This is a genomic window from Streptomyces sp. NPDC054932, assembly GCF_053610205.1.
The window spans coordinates 25,224-46,531 of record NZ_JBSGXU010000048.1 but is presented as its reverse complement, the minus strand read 5'-3'; the positions used below and the strand labels follow the sequence as shown (position 1 = coordinate 46,531).

The following is a 21,308-nucleotide window of genomic DNA, read 5'->3' as shown; positions in this document are numbered from 1 at the left end:
AGGGCGTACAGCACGAGCGCACCGGCCAGGCCGCCCGCCGCCGAGGGCAGGGCGTCGGCGAGGCCTCCGGAGTCCGGCCGGTTCAGCGCTGCCGCGGCTCCCACCAGGCCGAACAGGAACACGCCCGCCGCCCCGGTGCGCCGCCTGCGCAGGGCGAGCAGCCCCACGGCCATGGCCAGGAGGGCGGTCACGCCGAGGATCCCTAGCTGCAGGACGAGCTTGTCGTCGGTCCCGAAGGTGCGGATCGCCCAGTCCTTGACCGCGGCGGGCGTGCGGTCGATGGCCGCTCCCCCGACGACCGGGACCGGGCCGGCCTGGGGCCGGGCCCCGGCTGCGACCAGTTCCGCCAGTGCCAGTGCCGCGTAGCCGGACACCAGTCCGGCCAGCGACGCCGCCACCGGCCGCTCGATGGCTTTCTTGTCGATGCTCACACCCGTGACTTCGCAGCGCGGGCAACGCCGGATTGGTCGCTCCCGGAGCGGCGGCGGACCGTCAGTCCCGGGTGACGAGGCTGGTGACGAGTGCGGCGGTACGCCGGTGCCAGGCGCCCGCGCCACGGAGCATCGCGTGGCCGCCCGTGTGCATCGGGATGGCGGTGGCGTCGGCGCCCGCGAGCCGGGAGCGGCGTACGAACTCCCAGGACCCGGCGGCCGAGGTGACCCGGTCCTGCTCGTCGTGGAGCAGGTAGAGCCTGCGGCCCGCGAGGTGGTCCACCGGCTCACCGGGCGGACACCAGGGGGCGAGGGCCACCACGCCGTGCACCAGGGGTGCGCCGGCCGCCCGCAGCGCCGCCCGGCCGCCCATCGAATGGCCGACGAGGACCACCGGTACGTCCCCGGCGAGCCCCTGCAGCCGTGCGAGGGCCGCCTCGGCGTCCCTGGCGGCGTCGCATCGGGAGCCGTTCCATCCGCGGTGCCGGTAGCGCACCTCGGCGACCAGGACGTCGCGTCCGCGCGTCGCGCGGACGACGGCGGCGGCGAAGGGCCTCATCCGCAGCGCGGGCAGGTTGAGGAGGGGCGGCGGCTCCGGCCCGTCCTCCCGCCCGCCGTGCAGCAGCAGGACCGCCGCCGCGGGTATCTCGGGGGACGTGCGGACCACGAGCTCCCGGCCCTCGCCGGTCGATGCCGTGTCCCGCTCCGTCCCGGCCGTCACCCGTGCTCCCGGCGTCCGGCGCGCGGCGGGCGCGGGAAGAACCCGCTGGTGCGGGCGGCATAGGCGGCGTATCCGGGCCGGTCTGCCATGTGGGCCTCCAACAGTCTCTTGCCGCTGCCCCAGATCAGCAGCGCGCTCATCACCAGCGGCGAGACCAGCGTGAGCGCCGCAGTCTGCCAGGTCGCGCAGGCCAGCAGGTACAGACCCCACCAGACGAGGAAGTCGCCGAAGTAGTTGGGGTGCCGCGTCCAGCTCCACAGACCGCGGTCCATGATCGTTCCGTGGTGCTCGGGGTGTTCCCTGAAGCGGGCGAGCTGGAGGTCACCGACCCCCTCGAAGAGCAGTCCGGTCGCCCACAGCAGCAGGCCGGCGGCGGCGAGCGGACCGAGGGGCACGGACACGTACGACGCGGCCTGCACGGGCAGCGAGACGAGCCAGACCAGGGCGCCCTGGAGGAGGTAGACCTTGCGCAGCGCGTACAGCCGGGTGCTGCCCGGCGCCCGGGCGAGCATGCGGGCATAGCGCGGGTCCTCACCGTGCCCCCGGCCGCGCCGGGCGATGTGCAGGGCCAGGCGCAGTCCCCACACGACGGTCGCCGCGGCGACCGCGAGCCGCCGGCCCTCGTCGCCGTACCCCGCCGACAGCAGCCAGCTGGTGAGGGCCACCGCGGCGAAGGCGGCTCCCCAGGCGATGTCGACGATCCGGTGCAGGCCCCTGACGGTGGCTACGGCGAAGGTCACCAGCATGACGGCGAGGGCGGCGCCGGCCGCGACGGCCAGGTTGACGCCCAGCGCGCCCCAGTCGACGCCGCCGGCGAGGGTCTGCGCCGGGCCGGTCACGGGGTCTCCCGCGGCACGGGGTCGGCGGTGAGCAGCAGTTGGCGTACGTCCAGGTAGCGCGAGCGGAATCCGGCCTCGGAGTAGGCGAGGTAGAGCTCCCACATCCGGCGGAAGGTGCGGTCGAAGCCGAGGGCTTCGACGGAGTCGGCCCGGCGGTCGAACTCCTCGCGCCACAGCCGCAGCGTCTCCGCGTAGTGGTCGCCGAAGCCGCTGTCCGCCACGGTGTGCAGCCCGGCCGCGGCGCTCTCGCGGGCGATCGCCTCGCGGGAGGGGATGAGCCCGCCGGGGAAGACGTACTTGCTGATCCAGGTGTGCGTGCGGGCGGTCAGGAGCATCCGCTCGTGCGGCATGGTGATGGCCTGGAGGGCGACGCGGCCGCCGGGTGCGAGGAACCGGCGCAGGGCGGCGAAGTACGCGGACCAGTACTCGGCGCCGACGGCTTCGATCATCTCCACGCTGACGACGGCGTCGAAGGAGCCCTCCACGTGGCGGTAGTCGCGCAGTTCGACGGTGACCCGGTCGCCGAGGCCCGCCGCGGCGATGCGTTCCCGGGCCAGGTCGCGCTGCTCGGCGGAGAGCGTCACGGTCAGCACCCGGGCGCCCCTCGCGGCGGCCCGGATCGCCAGCTCGCCCCAGCCGGTGCCGATCTCCAGCAGCCGGGTGCCCGGTCCGACGTCCGCGAGGTCGAGGAGCCGGTCGATCTTGCGGTGCTGGGCGGCGGTGAAGGTCGCGGGCCCGGCGGGGAAGGCGGCGAAGACCGCGGAGGAGTAGGTCATGCTCCGGTCGAGGAACAGCGTGAACAGCTCGTTGGACAGGTCGTAGTGGCGGTGGATGTTCTCCCGCGCGCCCTCGGGGGTGTTGCGCTGCTGCTCGGGGCGCCTGCGCACCCACGCGTCGCGCAGCCGGCGCAGGGGCGCCGGCACCAGGTCGTCGACGTGGGCGGCGAGCACGGTCAGGGCGCCGACCAGGTCGTCGCTGTCCCACTCCCCGGCCATGTAGGACTCGCCGAAGCCGATCAGGCCGTCCGCGCCGATCCGGCGGTAGAAGGCCTCGGGGTCGTGGAGGGTGAGCGTCGGCAGCGCTCCGGCCTGCGGCGGGACGCGGTACGCCGGGCGCTCCCCGGAACCGTGCCGTATGCGCAGCGGGAGCCGGGCGAGGGCGCGGCCGATGATCCGCTCGGCGACGGCGGTGCGCAGGGCCGATCCGCGCGGCGGCCGGGCCACGTCGGGCCAGCGGTCCGCGTCGACGGGTGCGAGCGCGCTCTCGTGGGCCGGGGAGTACGAGACGGTCACAGGGTGCCTTCCTGCGGGGGGCGAACGGGACGGGGGCGGACCGGGAGTCCGCGGAGGAAGAGGCGGATGCCGTGGAAGCGGATGGCGGCGGAGACCCTGGCGGTGGACCAGGGGTGCCGCAGTGCGGCGCCGAGCAGGGCGCTGACGCCGGCCGGGCGGTGGCGGCCCCGTACGGTCGCGGTGAAGGGGCAGGTCCCGTCGTCGCGGCGCAGTTGCACGGTCAGGTCGAGGCGGTCGCCGGGGACGGGCAGCCGCATCCGGTAGAAGCCCTCGACCGCGAAGAACGGCGAGACGTAGAAGTCCTTGGGGACGTCGGCCAGTCCGTCGATGCCGGGGCGCAGCAGGTAGCAGTGGCGCTCGCCGTAGGTGTTGTGGACCTCGGCGACGACGCAGACCGGGGTACCGGCGCGGTCGTGGCACCAGTACAGGGTCAGCGGGTTGAAGACGTGCCCGAGGACGCGGGCGTGGGCGAGCATCAGGACGCGCCCGTCCGCGTTCTCGACCCCGTGGGCGGACAGCTGCGCCTCCAGGCCCGCGCGCAGGGTGGGTGCCCGGCCGCCGAAGTGGTCGCGGGGGTCGAACCGGGCCAGGGCGCGCAGCGCCCGGGGTATGCGGGGCGGGTCGTCGATGTCGATGAGCCACAGGTAGGTGCGCTGGCTGAAGGCGTGGCGGACGGGGGTGGTGCGGGCGTGGGCCACCGTGCACTCGTAGAGGGCCGGTACGCGGGGCAGGGCGGCCCGTGGCGCGGGGGTGCCGTTCACCACCGCACCCCCAGGGCCTCGGCCGCGGCGACGCCGGAGCGGCAGCCGTCCTCGTGGAAGCCCCAGCCGTGGTAGGCGCCGGCGAAGGCGGTCACGGGTGAGTTCAGCCGGGGCAGTTCCCGCTGTGCGGCGACGGACCGGGGGGTGTAGACGGGGTGTTCGTAGACCATGCGGGCGATCACCTCGAAGGGGTCGACCCGGCCGCGGGCGTTGAGGGTGACGATGTGCGGGTCGGCGGTCGGCAGCTGCTGGAGCCGGTTCATGTCGTAACTGACCTGGACGCTCTCGGGCCGGGCCGAGCAGGACGGGAGCCAGTAGTTCCACGAGGCGCGCGCGTGCGGTGAGCGGGGCAGCAGCGAGGTGTCGCGGTGCAGCACCGTGGGGTTGCGGGAGTAGGTGAACGCTCCGAGGATCCGGATCTCGTCCTCGGTCGGGTCGGCCAGCAGTCGCAGCGCCTGGTCGGGGTGGACGGCGATGACCACGGCCTTGTACGGGGTCGAGTCGCCGTCGGGGGTGAGCACGCGGGCGTGGTCGGCGGCGCGCACGACGGACCGGACCGGAGTCCCGGTGCGGACGGAGGTGAGGTTCTTGGCGGCCCTGGCCACGTAGCTCGCCGAACCGCCCGTGACCGTACGCCACTTCGGGGATCCCTTGACGGACAGCAGTCCGTGGTGGGCCAGGAAGCGGAAGAGGTACCGGGCGGGGTACTGGAGGGCCGTGTCCGGCGCGCAGGACCAGACGGCCGCGACCAGCGGGATGGCGAAGTGGCCGACGAAGTAGGAGGAGAAGCGGCGTCGTTCGAGGAACTCCCCCAGGGTCTGCCCGCCGTCCTCGGAGTCGAGCAGCCGCCGGGCGGCACGGTGGAAGCGCGGCACCTCGGCCAGCATGCGCAGGTGGCGGCCGCGCAGCAGGTTGCCGCCGCCGAGCAGGCCGGCCGCGCCGCGGGCGCCCGCGTACTCCAGTCCGCAGCCGTCGCACCGGACGGACATGCTCATCTCGGATTCCTGGGTGGTGACGCCGAGTTCCTGGAAGAGTCGCAGCAGGTGCGGGTAGGTGCGCTCGTTGTGCACGATGAATCCGCTGTCCACGTGGACGGTGCCCGCGTCCGCGGTGGGCAGTTCATGGGTGTGGGCGTGGCCGCCCAGGCGGTCGTCCGCCTCGTACAGCACCACGTCGTACTCGCGTTGCAGCACATGGGCGGCCGTCAGCCCCGCCACGCCCCCGCCCACCACAGCGACTCTCTGCCGGTCCACGTCACTCAACCCCTCACGCTCGCCTGCCCGCACGGCCGGTGCCGGGCGTTTCACGGGTACTTCGGTGCCGGACGGCCCGCGGATGGGAATCTTGTTCCGGAGGGCGCCGTGTGCCGGCCGCCGGTGCCGCCCGGATCGCCGCCGAGGCAGTGGCGCATCCGGTGCAGCCCGCGGCGGGCGTGGCTCTTGACGGTGCCGAGCGGCATGCCGGTGCGCTCGGCGATCTGGGCCTGGGTCAGGTCCGCGTAGAAGGCCATGGCCAGCACTTCCCGCTGTGCGCGGGGCAGTTTGGCCAGCTCGCCGGTGACGAGCAGCCGCTCCAGTACGGTTTCGGGGCCCACCGCCGGCTCGTCAGCGGGCGGCAGGGCGGCGCCGGCCGCGGCGACCAGGTCGAGCCGACGGGTACGGGCCGTGAGCGCGTCGGCGATCTTCCGCCGGGTGATGCCGACCAGCCAGCCGGCGAACGGTCCGCGCTCCGGCCGGTATCCGGCCCGGCCCTGCCAGGCGGCCAGGAAGACCTGCTGGCTGACGTCCTCGGCCTCCCTCCAGTCGCCGAGGGTGCGGGCCGCCAGGGTGTGGACGAGCCCGCCCCAGCGGCGGTAGGCCGCGCTCAGGCAGCGTTCGTCGCCGTGCACGAAACCCTCCGCGATCTCGTGGTCGGGAAGCTGCTCCCGGGCCGCGTCGGACGGCCGGGCGGTGACGCTCTGTGCGGTCATGGCGACTGCTCCTCGGGCCGGGACCGGGGTGGGCCGGTCGGCGGACGGTGCCCGCAGGGCGCACCGTGCGCCGTGGGCCCGTCCAGATTCCGTCCGCGCATCGCATCGATTCCACTCGCATCGTTTGTGCGTCGCATGATGGATGCATGAACGAGCCCGCAGAGCCCGCACACGGCGTGACCACCGGAGCCGTGGCGCGCCGGCTGGGGGTGGCCCCCACGACCCTGCGCTCCTGGGACCGGCGCTACGGCATCGGGCCGGCCTCCCGGGAGGACGGCAGGCACCGGCGGTGGACCCCCGGGGACATCGCCGTGCTGCAGGAGATGTGCCGCCTGACCGCGTCGGGGGTGCCGCCGGCGGAGGCCGCGCGCGCCGCCCGGGGCGGGTCGGCGGGCGACGGGTCCGCCGGGTCCGCCGGGTCCGCCGCATCTTCCGCGTCCGCGGCCGCCCGCGCCGTCCCCGCCGCGCCGGCCCGTGAGCCGGGATCGGGCAACGGCCTGCCGCTGGGCGATGTGCGCCAGGAGTGCCGGGGGCTGGGCCGGGCCGCCGTGCGCCTCGACTCCCCGACCATGGACGAGATGCTGGGCTCCCTGATCACCGAGTACGGCCTCGTCACCACCTGGGAGGAGGTGATGGTGCCGACCCTGCACGCCGTGGGTCGCAAGTGGGAGACCTCGGGCGACCAGTACGTCGAGGTCGAGCACCTCCTGTCCTGGCACGTCTCGACCGCGCTGCGCCGCGTGGGCACCGGTGCGCCGTCCGGGCCCCGGGCGGCCGCTCCCCCGATCCTGCTGGCCTGCGTACCGGGCGAGCAGCACACCCTCCCGCTGGAGGCGCTGACCGCTGGTCTCGCCGAACTCGGCCTGCCCGCCCGGATGTTCGGGGCGGCCGTACCGCCCGAGGCGCTCGACCAGGCCGTGCGCCGGACCGGACCGGCCGCGGTCGTGCTGTGGGCCCAGGCCCGCTCCACCGCGCACCACGCCCTGGCCCGGCACGTCGCCGACACCACCTGGGGCGTCAAGGGCGCCCGGGCCCGGACCACGGTCCTCCTCGCGGGCCCCGGCTGGGCGGGACCCGCGCCCGCCCCGGGCATGCTGCGCCCCGGCGGGCTGCGGGAGGCCCTGGCCCTGCTGCACGGGCTGTCCGAGGCCGCGTCCGCGGCGCGGGCCCCTCAGCGGCCCTGACCGGCTCCGCGCCCGGCCGCCGGGGCGGCGCGGACCTCGTCGACCACGTCGCGTATCGCCTGCACGACGAGTCGCGGCTGCTCGACGGCGATGCCGTGGCCACTGTCGGTGTCGGTTACGTGCCGGGCGTGCAGCCCCTCGGCCAGGCGCTGCTGGGCGGCCAGCCAGGCCGGCCAGGTCGATCCGCCGCCGACTCCGAGGTCCCACGGGTGGTCGGAGGTGAGCACGACGGCGGGCAGGTGACGCGGCAGGGCCGGCGCCCCGGAGACCTCCCGTACGGCGGCGGGGTAGTCGGGTGCTTCGAGACCCTTCCCGGGGTCCGTGGCCCGGATCCGGTCCATCCACGCCGACCACTGGGCCGGTGTCAGGGTGTCCTTCAGGAACGGGGAGGCGCCGTCGACGGTCACCAGCCCGGCGGTCAGCGCCGGTCCGGTACGTGCGAACAGCGAGCCGATCATCGCTCCCCAGGAGGCGGCGACCAGCACGTACGGCGGGCGCTCACCGGCGGTGAGCGCCGCCCGCAGGTCCCTGACGCCCGCGGCCGCCGTGGTGGGCTGGGGCACGGGCGTCGAACGGTTCGGCGTGCCGTCGAGCCGGGTGGTGCCGGGCCGGTCGTAGGCGCACACGCGCGTGAACGAGGCGACCGTGGTGAGGACGGCCGACGGATCCGGTTTCAGGTCGGCCCCGGGACGCGCGGGGTCCGCGACGTGCGTCCACTCGTCCGACGCACCTCCTGCGCCGGACACGAGCACGACCGTGGGGGACCCGGATCCGCGGCAGTCCAGCAGCACGCGGCGACCGGATCCGACGTCCACCAGGCGTGCGGAATCGGCCCCGCCGTCCGCCGCGGCCACGGGCCCCGCCCCCGCGAGCAGTACGCACGACAGGGCGAGGGCGGCGGCGGTGACGACGGCGGACACACGACGGGCCATCGGGACACGGTGTGCCCGGTCCCGGGCCCGGCCTCCAGCGGCCACCCGTCCAGTCTGGCACCCGGCGGTGACCCGGGACAGCCGGAACCCCGGCGGACGGTGCGAGGGCCGGATCGCGTCAGGGGCGGACGGTGTCAGGGGCGGACCGTGTCAGGGCCCGTCCTTGCCGCGGGCCCGCCGGAAGCGGGCCAGCCCCTCCGGGAGGCCGACCAGCGGGTCCGGATAGTCGTACCGGGCCCGTTCGAGGCCGGGCAGCTGCCAGGGCTCGTGCACCGAGGGGCCCGGCAGCCCGGCGAGTTCCGGGACCCAGCGCCGTACGTAGGCGCCGTCCGGGTCGTACCGCTTGCCCTGGATCACCGGGTTGAGCACCCGGTTGGGGCGGCTGTCGGTGCCGGTCCCGGCCACCCACTGCCAGTTGAGCTGGTTGTTGGCGACGTCACCGTCGACCAGCAGGTCGAGGAAGTGCCGGGCTCCGGCCCGCCAGTCGATGTAGAGCGTCTTGGTCAGGAAGGACGCGGCGAGCAGCCGGCCCCGGCCCGGCATCCAGCCCTCGTGGGCGAGCTGCCGCATGGCCGCGTCGACCACGGGGTAGCCGGTGCGGCCCTCCTTCCACGCGCTCAGGTCGGCCTCGGCCGCCTTGCCGCGCCGCCAGCGGTCGTCCCGGGTGCGGTAGTCCTGGGCGGCGGCGCCGGGGCGGGCTGCGAGGAGCTGGTACTGGAAGTCGCGCCAGCAGAGCTGCCGTACGAAGGCCTCGGCGCCCGCGCCGCCCCGGGACCGGGCCCGGTGCACGGCCTCGGCCGCCGACACCGCGCCGAAGTGGATGTACGGGGAGAGGCGGGAGGTGGCGTCGCCCGGGAGGTCGTCGTGCCCCTCCTCGTACCCGTCGGCGTACCCCTCCAGCCAGTCCGCGAGCCGCTCCCGGCCCTCCCGCTCTCCCCCGGTGGCCAGGCCCGCGGAGACGGAGCGGACGGCCGCCCGGGACGGGACGGCGTCGGAGCGGATCGCGGCGGGCACCCGGACCTGCTGCGGCGGCGCGAGCGGCTCGCGCAGCCGCTCGCCCGACCAGCGCCGGAAGTACGGGGTGAAGACGGCGAAGTGATCGGATCCGCTCGGTGTCACGGCTCCGGCGGGCAGGGCGGTGACCACGCCGTCGTGGACGTACAGGCGCCGCCCGTCGGCCTCCAGGGCACTGCGCAGCCGCTGTTCGCGGCGCAGGGCGAAGGCGCTGCAGCCGGCCGCCATGTGCACCTCGTCGGCGTCGGCCTCCCGTACGACGGCGCACACCTCGGCGACGGGGTCCCCCGAGCGCACCACGAGCCGGCCGCCGCGCTCGCGCAGCCCGGAGTCGAGACCGGCCAGACAGTCCGCGAGGAAGGCGAGCCGGTTCGGTGCCGCGAAGCCCGCGCGGTCCACCGCCGGGTCCCTCACGAAGAGCGGTACGGTCTCGTTCCCCTGGCCCAGCGCGGCGCGCAGCGGCGGATGGTCGTGGACGCGCAGGTCCGAGGTGAACAGGACGACCGAGACGTTCATGGTGCTGCTCCTGGCATCGGGCCACCGGACGGGCTCTGGACGTGCCGCGCGGTGGTCGCTGGGCTGGCCTTGCCGGCCTGGCCCTGTCATTCCGCGCGTGCGGCCTCGGCGGATGCAGCCGGGTGGCGATCACCGTCCGCCTCCGCCGTGCGCGCGATGTTGCGGGCCATGCCGCCGAAGACCACGGCGTGGAACGGCGAGACGCTCCACCAGTACAGGTGACCGGCCAGGCCGCGCGGGTGGAAGAGCGCCCGCTGCCGGTAGCGGGTGCGGCCCTCCTCGTCCCGCTCGGCGTACATCTCCAGCCAGGCGAGGCCGGGCAGCCGCATCTCGGCGCGCAGCCGCAGCAGCCGGCCGCGTTCAATCTCCTCGACCCGCCAGAAGTCCAGGGAGTCCCCCACCCGCAGATGGGCGGCGTCCCGGCGGCCCCGGCGCAGTCCGACGCCCCCGACGAGCCGGTCGAACCAGCCGCGGACGGCCCAGGCGAGCGGGAAGGAGTACCAGCCGTTCTCCCCGCCGATGCCCTCCACGACCCGCCACAGGGCCCGGGGCGAGGAGTCGACGGTGCGCTCGCGCTCGTCGGAGTAGAGGCTGCCGCCGGCCCAGTCGGGGTCGGTGGGCAGCGGGTCGCTGGGCGCTCCGGGGTAGGAGGCGGAGGACCAGCGGGTGAGCACCTGGGCGTCGCGGACCTTCTGGAGGGCGTAGGTGAGGGCGGTGTCGAAGTCGAGGGGGGCGCCGGGCGGATCGGGCACCCAGGCGGCGATGTCGTGCTCGTCGCAGACGACCTCGTACTTGAGCGACTCCGCGAGGGGGCGGGCGATGGAGCGGGGCACCGGGGTGACCAGGCCGACCCAGTGGCTGGAGAGCCGCGGGGTGAGGACCGGTACGGGGAGGATGAGCCGCTGGGGCAGCCCGTCGACGCGGGCGTAGCGGCGCATCATGTCCAGGTACGTGAGGACGTCGGGGCCGCCGATGTCGAAGGCGCGGCTGACGCCGGCGGGCATCCGGGCGCTGCCGACCAGGTAGCGCAGCACGTCGCGGACGGCGATGGGCTGGATGCGGGTGCGCACCCAGCTCGGGGTGACCATCACCGGCAGCCGCTCGGTCAGGTAGCGGAGCATCTCGAAGGAGGCCGAGCCCGAGCCGATGATGACGGCGGCCCGGAGCACCGTGGTGGGAACCCCGGAGCCCAGGAGGATGCGCCCGACCTCGGCGCGGGAGCGCAGATGCGGCGAGAGGTCACGGTCGGCGACCCCGCGCGGGGTGAGTCCGCCCAGGTAGACGATGCGGCGGACGCCGGCGGCGCGGGCCTGCTCGGCGAAGTTCCGCGCGGCGAGGCGGTCGGTGCGCTCGAAGTCGCGCCCGGTGCCGAGGGCGTGCACGAGGTAGTAGGCGACGTCGACGTCCCGCAGGGCGGGGGCGAGCGACGCGGCGTCGGTGACGTCGCCCCGGACGATCTCCGCCTGCCCGACCCAGGGGTGGTCGCGCAGTTTCTCCGGAGTACGGGCGAGGCAGCGCACCCGGTGGCCTGCGGTGATGAGCTCGGGTACGAGCCTGCCGCCGATGTAGCCGGTGGCTCCGGTGACCAGGCAGCGGGTGCCCGGGGCCGGGAGTCCTTGTGCGTCCGTCATGGGTTGCTCCGATCCGCCTCGCGGGTGTCCCCCGGAACACTTCCGGGGGCGCGGTCCGGCCGGATGCACGGACCGCCGCCCACGAGTCGACCGTACGGAGCGGGCCTACTTCGGCATGAGGACCGTGTCGACGATGTAGACGGTCGCATTGGCGGTGGGTACGTTGCCGCAGACGACCTTGGAGGAGCCGTTCACCCTGTAGTCCGTGCCCGAGCCCTTGGTGGTGACCATGCCCTTCTGCAGGGTCTGGAAGGAGCCGCTCCCGAGCTGCTCGGGGGTGAGCTTCTCGCCCACCACGTGGTAGGTGAGGATCTTGGTCAGGGTCTCCTTGTCGGCCAGGACCTTGTCCAGGTCCGCCTTCGGGATCTTCGCGAACGCGTCGTCGGTCGGCGCGAACACCGTGATGTTCCGGGCGTTGTTCAGGGTGTCCACCAGTCCGGCCTTCTTCACGGCCGTGACCAGCGTCGACAGTGCGGGATTGTTCGAGGCGGCGGTGGCGACCGGGTCCTGGGCCATGCCGTCGAAGGAGCCCGCGCCGCTCTTCGGCACCGAGGCGCAGGCCGGGCCGAACGGACTGCCCGCTACCGTTTCGGTGTCACCGATCGGTGTCGGGGAAGAAACGGCATCGGGCGCGGCGGCCCCTTCCTTGCTCGTACTCTCCTCCGAACAGGCGGACAGTGCCAGCGGAAGCAGTACTGCGGCGGTCACGGCGAGGGCGGCACGGCGGAAGGTGTGAATGCTCATGGTCTCTCCAGGGTCTGCGGGGCTCACCCATCGGTGAGTCACGCTGCCCATTCGGCGCGGGCCCTCATCCGGATGGTCCCCTCACCGGAACGGGCGACACCCCGAACACGCCTTCGAAGAACTGTCCACGACTGCCGACCCATGTCCGCCGGGACCCATCCGGCCGGTCGACGGCTCCGAATGAGCTGTGCAACCAAGAACTCCTGGAGGACCTCCCCGGTGAGAGAGAACGTGCGCATAGGCCGGCCCCCGTCGGCCGCTCCGGACCTGCCCGAGCTGATGGGCCGGGTGGCCCGCGGTGATCAACAGGCGTTCGCGGTCGTGTTCGACGCCGTGTCCGGTCCCGTCCTCGGGCTCGTCCGCACCGTGCTGCGGGACCCGGCCCAGTCGGAGGAGGTCGCGCAGGAGGTGATGGTCGAGCTCTGGCGGACCGCCGCCCGCTACCAGTCCAAGAAGGGCTCGGTGATGAACTGGGTCCTGACGCTGGCCCACCGCCGGGCCGTCGACCGGGTGCGTTCCGAGCAGGCGGCCTCCAACCGCGAGAAGCGGGCGGCGCTGCTGGAGCACACCGCGGCCTACGACGAGGTGGTGGAGCAGGTGGAGACCCGGCTGGAGCGCGAGCAGGTACGGCGCTGCATGCGCGGTCTCACCGAACTGCAGCGGCAGTCGGTCACGCTGGCCTACTACCGCGGTCTGACCTACCGGGAGGTCGCGGAATTGCTCGCCCTGCCGTTGGGTACCGTCAAGACACGACTGCGCGACGGCCTCATCCGGCTCCGTGACTGCCTGGGGGTGGGCTTGTGAACGCCGTGGATCTCCACACGTTGACGGGCGCGTACGTGCTCGACGCCCTGGAGCCGGACGAACGGGCCGCCGTCGAGCGGCACCTCGCCGACTGCCCGTCCTGCGCCCAGGAGGTCCGGGAGCTCTCCGAGACCGTCGCGCGCCTCGGGCTGGCCGTCGCCGCGCCGCCGAGCCCCGCGCTGCGCAACGAGGTGCTGCACCGGATCGCGACGGTCCGCCAGGAACCGCCCCGGGCGGTGCGGGCGTCCCGCGGGAGCCACGTACGGCCCCGCTGGCGGCGGTCGTCGGACTGGGCTCTCGCTGCCTGCCTCGCGGGGGCCGTCGCACTCGGCGGCGTCGCGGTGGCGCAGTACGAGCGGGCCGAGGAGGCCCGGCAGCAGGCGCAGCAGGCCCGCAGCGCGAACGATGCCGTCGGCGCGGTCCTCGCCGCCGCCGACGCCCGGGTGACCACCGCGCCCCTGCGGGGCGGCGCCGTGGGCACGGTGGTCGTCTCGGCCTCCCGCAACCAGGCGGTCTTCGCGGCCTCCGGCATGCCGGCTCCGCCCGACGGGAAGGTGTACCAGCTCTGGTACAACGACGGCGGGAAGATGCGCTCGGCGGGTCTGATGGACACCGGTACCCCGGCCGCGGCCACGCTGCTCGCCGGGCCGGTCAACGCGGCCTCGGGGATGGGCATCACCGTCGAACCGGCCGGCGGCTCGCCGCGGCCGACCTCGGCGCCGGTGGCCCTGCTGGCCTTCCCCGCGGTGTGAGCCGGCGGGGGCCGGTCAGCCGGCGGGAGCCCGGAAGCGGTTGCGGTACTGCGTCGGTGTCGTGTCGAGCCGGCGGCGGAAGGCACGCACGAGGGTGTCGGTCGTGTTGAATCCGCAGACGGTCGCGACGCGTTCGAGGGTGTCGTCCGTGGACTCCAGCCGGTTGCGCGCCACTTCGACGCGGGCCGATTCGATGTAGGCGGCCGGGGTCGTCCCCAGCTCCGTCTTGAAGATCCGGGTGAGCTGCCGTTCGCCGACGTGGGCCTGCTCGGCCAGGTCGGCGACGGTGAGCTGCTCGGCGATGTTCCGCGTGATGTAGTGGCGGAGGTCCTCGATGCGCCGCGTGGTCGACCGGGGTTCGAGCGGGACGCTGAACTGGCTCTGCCCGCTGGGCCGTTTCAGGTACATCACCAGTTGCCGGGCGACGCGCAGGGCGACGGCCTCGCCGAAGTCGTCGGCGACGAGGGCCAGCGAGAGGTCCAGGCAGGCGCTGATCCCGGCGCCGGTCCACACGTCCCGGTCCCGGATGAAGATCGGATCCGCGTCGACCTCGATCGAGGGGTGCTCGTCGGCGAGTTGCTGCGCGGTCGACCAGTGGGTCGTGGCCCGTCTGCCGTCGAGCAGCCCGGCGTCCGCCAGGATGTGCGCGCCCACGCAGACGGATGCGACGCGGCGGGTCGTGGCGGCGAGGGTCCGCACCCGGTCGACGACGGCGGGGTCGGCCACGGCGCGGACTCGGCCCCCGCAGTCGGCCTCGACCGACCCGGGCACCAGCAGGGTGTCGATGCTCCTGCCGGCCACCTCCCGGAAGGTGAGGTCGGGCAGGATCCGGACCCCGGCGGAGGTGGTGACGGGGTCCATGGTCTCGGCGGCCAGGGCCACGCGGTAGCCCGACGCATCGCCCATCTCCCGCTGCAGCAGGGCGAACACCTCCGGCGGTCCGGTGACGTCCAGCAGGTCGACGCCGTCGAAGAGGACGACGACGACGAACCGGTCGACGGTGCTCAAGGGGATCTCCGTCCGGTGCGGCGGCGGTCGTGTCACCACCCACCGTATGTCGGTTTCTGCAGGTTGGATGACATTGCCGACATCTCAGGGGCGGTCATAGCGTTGCGAACACGGCCGCACTCCGCGGCCGGGACCTCTCGACGTGACACCCCAGGAGGGTATTTCCATGTCCGCGACGACCCTGCGCGACCTGAGCGGCCTCGACCGGTCCCCGGCATCGGTGGCCGGTGCCACGCTGGTCCTGGTCGACTACCAGAACACCTACACCCGGGGCGTGATGGAACTGACGGGGTGGGAGCCCGCTCTCGACGCCGCCGCCGCGCTGCTGGGCCGGGCCCGCGAGGCCGGGGCGAAGGTCATCCACGTGGTGAACGACGGCGGCGAGGGAAGCCCGTACGACATCCGGGCCGACATCGGCGGCATCCACCCCCGGGTGGCTCCGGCCCCGGGCGAGCCCGTGGTCGTCAAGACGGTCCCCAACGCGTTCGTCGACACCGACCTCGGCGAACTCGTCGACGCGGCGGGCCGCAAGGACGTCATCGTCATCGGGTTCATGACCCACATGTGCGTGACCTTCACCGCGGAAGGCGCGTTCCTGCGGGGCAACCGGCCCACCGTCGTCGCGGACGCCTGCGCGACCCGGCCGCTGCGGACGGCGGTCGCCGACGTGTCCGCCGAGCAGCTCCACCACGGCGCCCTCGCGACGATCGCCGATCTGTACGGGGTCGTCGTCCCGTCCGGTTCGTCCCTCGGCTGAGCGCCGAGGGCCCGCGCCCGGCCCGGGTACCGCCCCGGCGAGGCGGCACCCGGGCACCCGGGCGGGTCAGAGTTCCTCGCCGAGCGGCAGCCGGTGGATGCCCGGCAGGTACTCGTCGAGCTCCCCGGGGGTGAACCGGGCCATGCCCACGACGTGCCAGAACTCCCCCGCCACGTCGCCCTCGTACTTGTATCCCCCGGCCGGTGTCAGCGCCGCCCAGCCGCCCGCCATTCCCATCAGCGTCGCGCGCAGGGCCGGCGGCTCCCCGTCCGCCGGGATGTTCCACAGCCGTACGGTGCCGTCCTCGGCGCCGCTCGCCAGCGTCGTACCGTCCGGGGAAAAGGCCAGCGAGAGCACCCGGCCGGTGTGCCCGACGAGGTCGGTGACGTGCTCGCCCGTGTCGGCGTCCCAGAGGCCGACGGACCGGTCGTCGCCCCCGGTGGCCAGCAGCGGGCGGCCCGGATGGGCGGCCACCGCCCACAGCCGGCCGCCGCGCCCGCGCAGCCGCGCAGCCGGCTGCCCGTCCCGCCACACGATGGCGCTGCCGTCCCAGCTCGCGCTGGCCAGCCAGGCGCCGGCCGGGCCGTAGGCGACGCCGTACACGCGGTCCGCGTGCCCGCCGAGCTGTTCCACGAGGCGGCCGCTCCTGGCGTCCCACACCCGTACGAAGCTGTCGTCGCAGCCGGTGGCCAGTACGTCGGCGTCCGAGCGGAAGGCGATCGAGCGGACCCGGCCCCGGTGCTCGGTCAGCGTGGACACGGGGGAACCCGTGGGGCGGAACCAGACACGGACGGAATCGTCGTCGTTGGCGGTGGCGAGCAGGGTGCCGTCGGCGTTGAAGGCCTCCGCCCACACGTGCTCGGTCTCGGCGTCGAGCTCCCTCATGTATTGGCCGCCCAGCGGGTTCCAGAGGTACATGTCCCCGTCGTTGCTGGCCGTGGCCAGGATCGCTTCGACGGGGCTGAACGCCGCCGACACCAGCCGGTCGCCGCGCCCGGTGAGCTCTTCCGTACGCCGCCCCGTACGCGTCTCCCAGAGCCGTACGACCCCGTCGTTGCCCGCGGTCGCGAGCTGCGTGCCGTCCGCGCTGAAGGCGACCCCGCTGATCCGGCGGCCGTGGCCGCGCAGGATGCGTTTGCCCTGGCCGGTGGCCGCGTCCCAGATCTGTGCGCCGCCGTCGTTGCCGACGGTGAGCAGCTGGCTGTCGCCGGGCCGGAAGGCGCACGCCCAGGCGGTGCCGCGGTGCTCGGTCGGCTGCTGGGGATGGAGGGCGATGGTGTATCCGTGCGGGCGCCCGGTGACCGTCCAGAGCCGGACGGCGCCGTTGCTGTCGCAGGCGGCGAGGAGTTTGCCGTCGTCCCCGAACAGCACCTGATAGACGGCACCGGTGCCCCGTTCGAGGATTCCGGCGGGCGTGCCGACCACGGGGTCCCACAGTCGGACCTGGCCGTCGGTGTCCCCGCTGGCGAGGAGGTTCCCCTCGGGATGGAAGTCGAGGACGTACACCCGGCCGGTGTGTCCGGTGAACTCGTGCAGCAGCCGCGCGTCGGCCGCGCGCCAGATCCGTACCGTGCCGCCCTGCCCGGCCGCGCCCCGGTCGGCGGTGGCGAAGAGGGTCCCGTCGGGACTGAACCGGGCCCGGTAGACGGCCCCTTGATGGCCGTCGATCTCCCGGACGCAGTGGCCCGTGTTCAGGTCCCAGAGCCGTACCCGGGCGTTCGCGTCGCCGGTGAGGAGCATGCCGTTCGGGCCGTAGACCGCGGTGTACACGGGCGCCGTGTGACCCGGCATCCGGTGCACGGGCTCGCCGGTGGCCACGTCCCAGACCGTGACCAGGCCCTCGCGGTCGCCCGTGGCCAGCAGTGTGCCGTCCGCGTCGAAGGAGACCGGCCACACTCCGTCGGGATGGACCCGCAGGTGGTGCCGGCACGCTCCGGTCACCGGGTCCCAGAGCCGCACCGCGCCGTCGGAGCCGCCGGTGGCGATGACGTCCGCCCGGAACTTGACGGCGTACACGCGCCCTTCGTGCCCCTGGAGGGTGCGCACCGCCCGGCCGTCGTCGGCGCCGCAGACCAGGATGGAGCCGTCCTCGCTGCCGACCGCGAGGAGTTCGCCGTCGGAGCTGTAGGCGATGGGTTCGGGCAGGCGGCTGGTGCGCATGCCGAATCCGTACGGGACCCCGACGGCCGACGGCCGGAAACCGGCGTCCACCGGCATCCCCGGGGCGATCGCGGCGGTCCCGAGCTCGGGGGCCGACCGCACCCCGTCGTCCATCGTCACGTCGATGAGCGCGGCCCGGTGCCAGCGGCTGCCGGTCAGCAGGGCGCCCCGCAGATCGGCCCGGGTCAGCCGGGCCCGGCTGAGATTGGCACCGGTCAGGTCGGCCCGGCTCAGGTCCGCCCGGTCGAGGCGGGCGCCGGTCAGCCGGGTGTCGCGGAGCAGTGCGCCGGAGAGGTTGGCGCCGATCAGCCGGGCGTCCGTCAGGTCGGCGTCGGTGAGGTCGACGCCGGAGAAGTCGCGGTGCGAGAGGTCCTCACCGGCCAGCCGGGCTCCCCGCAGATCGGCGTTGGCCGGGACCCGGAGCCGGTCGGAGATCCGGACGGCGTTGGCCCGGGCCGCCTCGCTGAGCGCGCGCCCCGGCGAGTCGAGGACCTCGCGCACCCATCGGGCGCACTGCTCGTGGTCGGCGAGGTCGCAGAAGAACTCGACGGCGAGCTGGCTGAGCGGGCGCGCGAGGAGCAGGGTGTGCTGACCGCGGGCGAGCTGGCGGGCGGCCTCCCGCGCCACCAGCCATTCGATGACGGAGCCGTGGATGAACTGGAAGACCCCGTCGTCGCTGCGGACCAGCAGGCTGCCCGCGCCGACCGCCTGCGCGCGCTCGGACGGGGTGAGCGGCGAGAGGGCGTGCGGGGACCCGGTCAGTTCGCTGAGGGTGCCGGCGACGGTTTCGGTCAGCTCGTCGAGCCGCAGGGCGCTGCGCCCGCTCTCCCACAGCCGCCAGGCCAGCGCGGTCACGGCCGCCCACAGCTCGTCGGTGGTGAGCCCGGGCGGCGCGCCGGGCCCGCCCTGGCCGCGCCGCTCCTCGTGGTCGAGCCAGGAGGTGAAGACGTCCTCGTACAGGCGGGCGGGGCTGAGCGCCCGGCCCGCTCCGGCGACCGCGCGCAGCTGGTCCTGGCTCAGATCGGCGACGAAGGAGAGCAGCCGGGGATTGCGGCAGAGCATCAGCAGGTCGGGGATGTTGCGCAGGAGCTGGTAGCGCTGGTCGGCGGCGCGCTCGTCGCCGTAACTGCGCACCAGGTAGGAGCGGATCTGCGCCGGGGTGAAGCCCTCGACGGCCAGGATCCGGCGCTGCGGGAGCAGGCCGACGCGCTCGCCGAGCGCGGTGAGGACCTGGGCGTGCGACTTGAAGTGCTGGGTCCTGCTGCTGACGACGATCTTGGCGTTGTCGACGGCGGCGTCGAGGAGGACCTGGAGGTGGTCGGCGGCCCGGTCGTAGCTGACCCGGTTGACCAGTTCGTCGAAGCCGTCGAAGAGCAGGACGACACGGCCCTGCGCGAGCATGTAGCGCAGGGCCCGCAGGTCGATGGTGTCGACGTCGTGGCCGGCCAGGTGGGCGGCGACGAGGCCCTCGAGGCTGTGCGCCCGGTCGAGGGAGTTGAGCGGGATCAGCAGCGGGGTCAGGTGCGGGAGCTGCTCGCTGATGCGGCGGGCGAGCTCGCGCAGGGCGAAGGTCTTTCCGTGTCCGAAGTCGCCGAGGAGCAGGACGAACCGTCCGTGATCGGACTCCAGGAGCTCCAGCAGCTCCTCGACGAGCCCGTCACGTTCTTGACCGGTACCGCCCTGGCCGTCGGGGCGGTCGGCGTCGCGGTAGCGCTGGGGGAGGTAGAGGCCGGGGGCGTACTGCTCGCTGCCGACGAGCCGGGCTGTCTGGGCGGCGACGTAACCGCGCAGGTCGAGCAGGCCCTGGAACTCGATGAAGCTGCGCACCCTGACCCGTACGCCGTGGCCGGCGGCCCGGCGGCGAAGTCCGGCGGCCGGTGCGTCGCCCGCGTACACCAGGACGGCCTCCGATCCCGTGTCGGTGGCGTGCACCTGGGCGATGAAGCGGTCCAGTTCCTCCGCGGTGGGGCTCCCGGGGTGGACGGCGATGCGCTGCTGCTGGACGACGCCGTCCTCCTGCTCCTGCCAGGTGGCCATGATCTGCACCATGTCGCCCGGTTCGCGGCGAGGGACGTCGCGCAGCCGTACGCCTTCCCTGCGCACCCGGCAGATCTCCTTGACCCGCTCGGCGAGCGCGGCGGCCGGGTCGTCCAGGGGAGCCCGTCCCGTGGCGCGCTCCACGTTGATGACGGCGGGCAGTTCGGGGACGGGGAAGACCCGTCGGGTCTGCCTCCATTGCGCGGGGACGGTCACGGACGCGGAGGTGATCCGGTCGTCCCAGCGGGTGACTCCCTCCGCGCCGACCTGGAGCAGCTGGAACCGGGCGGGGGCCGCGGAGCCGAACAGCGGCAGCTCCCCGGCGGCGCCGGCGAGCTGGGTGCGGCTGGGGTCGGCGGTGACGGTGCGCGGGCCACCGGTCGGCCCGTGCAGCAGCAGGTGCAGCCGCGGGGCGGCCAGCCGGGCGAAGGTGTCGGCGTCCCGCAGCCCGCCCGGGCCGCCGACCGCGTCGCCGGGGCGGCGGCCGTCGGTGAGCGGGTGGCGGAGCGCGCCGAGGCGCAGCCAGCCCTCCTCCTCGTAGCGGCGCATGGCCTCGGCGAACCAGGCGGCCTGGTCGCGGCCGATGAAGCCGTACTGCTCCTCGGGGCGGTGGCTGTAGGCCATGGAGGAGTTGAATCCGGCGACGACCGTGCTCAGTTCGGGCACCGGGAAGAGGGTCCAGGGCTGGTCGCTGTCGAAGACGGTGTCCAGGCCCTGGTAGAGGCCGCGGAACAGCCGGGTGTAGTGGCGCCACTTCGGCCAGTACGGCGGCTGCGGTGCCACTTCGTCGGCCTCGCAGGTGTGGAAGTAGGCCTGGGACGCGGCCTGGTTCACGTCCTGCGCTCCCGGCACCACCATCACCCGCTGGGGGGACAGGTCGAGCTGGGACCGCAGGGCGGTGAGGAAGCTGAGGGCCTGGTCGCATTCGCGCGGACTGCCGGACGCGGTCAGGTCCCCGGTCACCACCATCAGGTCGGGGGCGGGCGCCCCGGCGTCCCGGAGCATGATGAGGTCGCCGCGGATCTGGCGGCTGAGCGCATCGGGCTCGCGGCCGCGCCCGAAGTCGGGTCCGGCCAGGTGCAGGACGGTGACGGCGTCCTGGGCGCTGCGTCCCGCCTCGGCGGCCTGCGGATAGAGCGGCGCCCTGGCAGGGCGCCGGCGACCCGACCAGCCGGGGCCGGCGAGCGCGCTCGGCTGCGGCTGGCCCGGGTTCGGCTGCTCCGGGTGCCGGACGGTGCCCGATCCGCTCCCCGGATAGCCGGGACGGCGCCCCGGGCGGGCGTGGCCGTCGACGGCCTGCCCGACCCGGTTCAGCAGCAGGGAGCGGGCCGCTTCGGTGTCGGCCACGCCGACGAGGTCGACGTAGGTGATCGTGGCGAGGAGGCCCTCGATCGGGATCTCGTCCACCCGGACGGTCAGCAGTCTCCGTTCGGGCGACTCGGGCGAGGCCCGGAGCGCGGCCTGCCATTCCATGCGACCGTAGGTCGAGCGCTCGTAGTGGCGTGACAGTACGGCGATGACCGCCAGGGATTCGCTGACCCCGCGGTCCATGAAGTCTATGAAGTTGGTTCCCGGTACGAAGTCCCAGGCCTGCACCACCGTGCGGTAGCCGGCCTCCTCCAGGGTCCAGGCGATCCAGGCGGCCCACTGTTCGTCTGCCGGGGAGTAGCTGATGAAGAAGTCGAACTCTCTTGCAGGAGCGCCGAATTGCCCGTCCGTCATCATGACTCCATCGTAGGGCTGTGCCCTCGGCGGC

General features: G+C 74.2%; 16 protein-coding genes and 1 pseudogene. 4 read left to right on the top strand and 13 right to left on the bottom strand.

The genetic code is table 11. The features are described from left to right. The 7 genes and pseudogenes from ACWGE1_RS16060 to ACWGE1_RS16030 all read right to left on the bottom strand — a co-directional run. A pseudogene (locus ACWGE1_RS16060) lies at nt 1-431 on the bottom strand (molybdopterin-binding oxidoreductase); the annotation flags it as partial. A gap of 61 nt (nt 432-492) precedes the next feature. Beyond that, a complete protein-coding gene (locus ACWGE1_RS16055; protein ID WP_453421116.1) occupies nt 493-1,152 on the bottom strand; it encodes an alpha/beta fold hydrolase in 660 nt (219 codons plus the stop codon). Next, nucleotides 1,149-1,991, bottom strand: a complete 843-nt coding sequence (locus ACWGE1_RS16050) for a DUF1295 domain-containing protein (protein WP_453421115.1) — start codon at nt 1,989-1,991, stop codon at nt 1,149-1,151. The genes ACWGE1_RS16055 and ACWGE1_RS16050 overlap by 4 nt, the downstream gene beginning before the upstream one ends. Beyond that, nucleotides 1,988-3,283 (bottom strand): class I SAM-dependent methyltransferase, encoded by a 1,296-nt coding sequence (locus ACWGE1_RS16045; RefSeq protein ID WP_453421114.1) that lies wholly within the window; start codon nt 3,281-3,283, stop codon nt 1,988-1,990. Before ACWGE1_RS16045 ends, ACWGE1_RS16050 begins: the two co-directional genes overlap by 4 nt. After that, nucleotides 3,280-4,044, bottom strand: a complete 765-nt coding sequence (locus ACWGE1_RS16040) for a DUF1365 domain-containing protein (protein ID WP_453421113.1) — start codon at nt 4,042-4,044, stop codon at nt 3,280-3,282. Before ACWGE1_RS16040 ends, ACWGE1_RS16045 begins: the two co-directional genes overlap by 4 nt. Next, nucleotides 4,041-5,306 (bottom strand): NAD(P)/FAD-dependent oxidoreductase, encoded by a 1,266-nt coding sequence (locus tag ACWGE1_RS16035; protein WP_453421112.1) that lies wholly within the window; start codon nt 5,304-5,306, stop codon nt 4,041-4,043. Before ACWGE1_RS16035 ends, ACWGE1_RS16040 begins: the two co-directional genes overlap by 4 nt. A 41-nt stretch (nt 5,307-5,347) precedes the next feature. Then, nucleotides 5,348-6,013: a sigma-70 family RNA polymerase sigma factor gene (locus tag ACWGE1_RS16030; protein WP_453421111.1), complete on the bottom strand. Its 666-nt coding sequence runs from the start codon at nt 6,011-6,013 to the stop codon at nt 5,348-5,350. A gap of 146 nt (nt 6,014-6,159) precedes the next feature. Here ACWGE1_RS16030 and ACWGE1_RS16025 point away from each other — a divergent pair, with 146 nt between their 5' ends. Beyond that, complete coding sequence (locus ACWGE1_RS16025; RefSeq protein WP_453421110.1) at nt 6,160-7,197, top strand: MerR family transcriptional regulator; 1,038 nt, start codon at nt 6,160-6,162, stop codon at nt 7,195-7,197. Here the strand turns inward: ACWGE1_RS16025 and ACWGE1_RS16020 are convergent. The 4 genes from ACWGE1_RS16020 to ACWGE1_RS16005 form a co-directional block, all read right to left on the bottom strand. Then, on the bottom strand, nt 7,185-8,129 hold the full coding sequence (locus ACWGE1_RS16020) for an alpha/beta fold hydrolase (RefSeq protein ID WP_453421109.1): 945 nt from the start codon (nt 8,127-8,129) through the stop codon (nt 7,185-7,187). The genes ACWGE1_RS16025 and ACWGE1_RS16020 overlap by 13 nt on opposite strands. A 150-nt stretch (nt 8,130-8,279) precedes the next feature. Then, on the bottom strand, nt 8,280-9,659 hold the full coding sequence (locus ACWGE1_RS16015; RefSeq protein WP_453421108.1) for a cryptochrome/photolyase family protein: 1,380 nt from the start codon (nt 9,657-9,659) through the stop codon (nt 8,280-8,282). Between the two features lie 86 nt (nt 9,660-9,745). Further along, nucleotides 9,746-11,290 carry an SDR family oxidoreductase gene (locus ACWGE1_RS16010; protein ID WP_453421107.1) on the bottom strand — a complete coding sequence of 515 codons (1,545 nt, stop codon included), beginning with the start codon at nt 11,288-11,290 and terminating at the stop codon, nt 9,746-9,748. A 105-nt stretch (nt 11,291-11,395) separates the two neighbouring features. Next, a complete protein-coding gene (locus ACWGE1_RS16005; RefSeq protein WP_453421106.1) occupies nt 11,396-12,034 on the bottom strand; it encodes a fasciclin domain-containing protein in 639 nt (212 codons plus the stop codon). Between the two features lie 219 nt (nt 12,035-12,253). Between ACWGE1_RS16005 and ACWGE1_RS16000 the strand changes: the two genes are divergently transcribed. Both ACWGE1_RS16000 and ACWGE1_RS15995 read left to right on the top strand, forming a co-directional pair. Further along, nucleotides 12,254-12,838, top strand: coding sequence for a sigma-70 family RNA polymerase sigma factor (locus ACWGE1_RS16000; RefSeq protein ID WP_453421105.1), 585 nt, complete (start codon nt 12,254-12,256; stop codon nt 12,836-12,838). Further along, nucleotides 12,835-13,590, top strand: a complete 756-nt coding sequence (locus ACWGE1_RS15995; protein ID WP_453421104.1) for an anti-sigma factor — start codon at nt 12,835-12,837, stop codon at nt 13,588-13,590. The genes ACWGE1_RS16000 and ACWGE1_RS15995 overlap by 4 nt, the downstream gene beginning before the upstream one ends. A gap of 15 nt (nt 13,591-13,605) precedes the next feature. On the opposite strand, the gene ACWGE1_RS15990 is transcribed toward ACWGE1_RS15995, so the two are convergent. After that, on the bottom strand, nt 13,606-14,598 hold the full coding sequence (locus ACWGE1_RS15990) for a GlxA family transcriptional regulator (RefSeq protein WP_453421103.1): 993 nt from the start codon (nt 14,596-14,598) through the stop codon (nt 13,606-13,608). Between the two features lie 166 nt (nt 14,599-14,764). On the opposite strand from ACWGE1_RS15990, the gene ACWGE1_RS15985 reads away from it, so the two are divergent. Beyond that, nucleotides 14,765-15,355: a cysteine hydrolase family protein gene (locus tag ACWGE1_RS15985; RefSeq protein ID WP_453421102.1), complete on the top strand. Its 591-nt coding sequence runs from the start codon at nt 14,765-14,767 to the stop codon at nt 15,353-15,355. Nucleotides 15,356-15,421: 66 nt separating this feature from the next. Here the strand turns inward: ACWGE1_RS15985 and ACWGE1_RS15980 are convergent, their stop codons facing one another. Continuing rightward, entirely contained in the window at nt 15,422-21,274 is a 5,853-nt protein-coding gene (locus ACWGE1_RS15980; RefSeq protein ID WP_453421117.1) for a WD40 domain-containing protein, read from the bottom strand. Nucleotides 21,275-21,308: the final 34 nt, after the last annotated feature.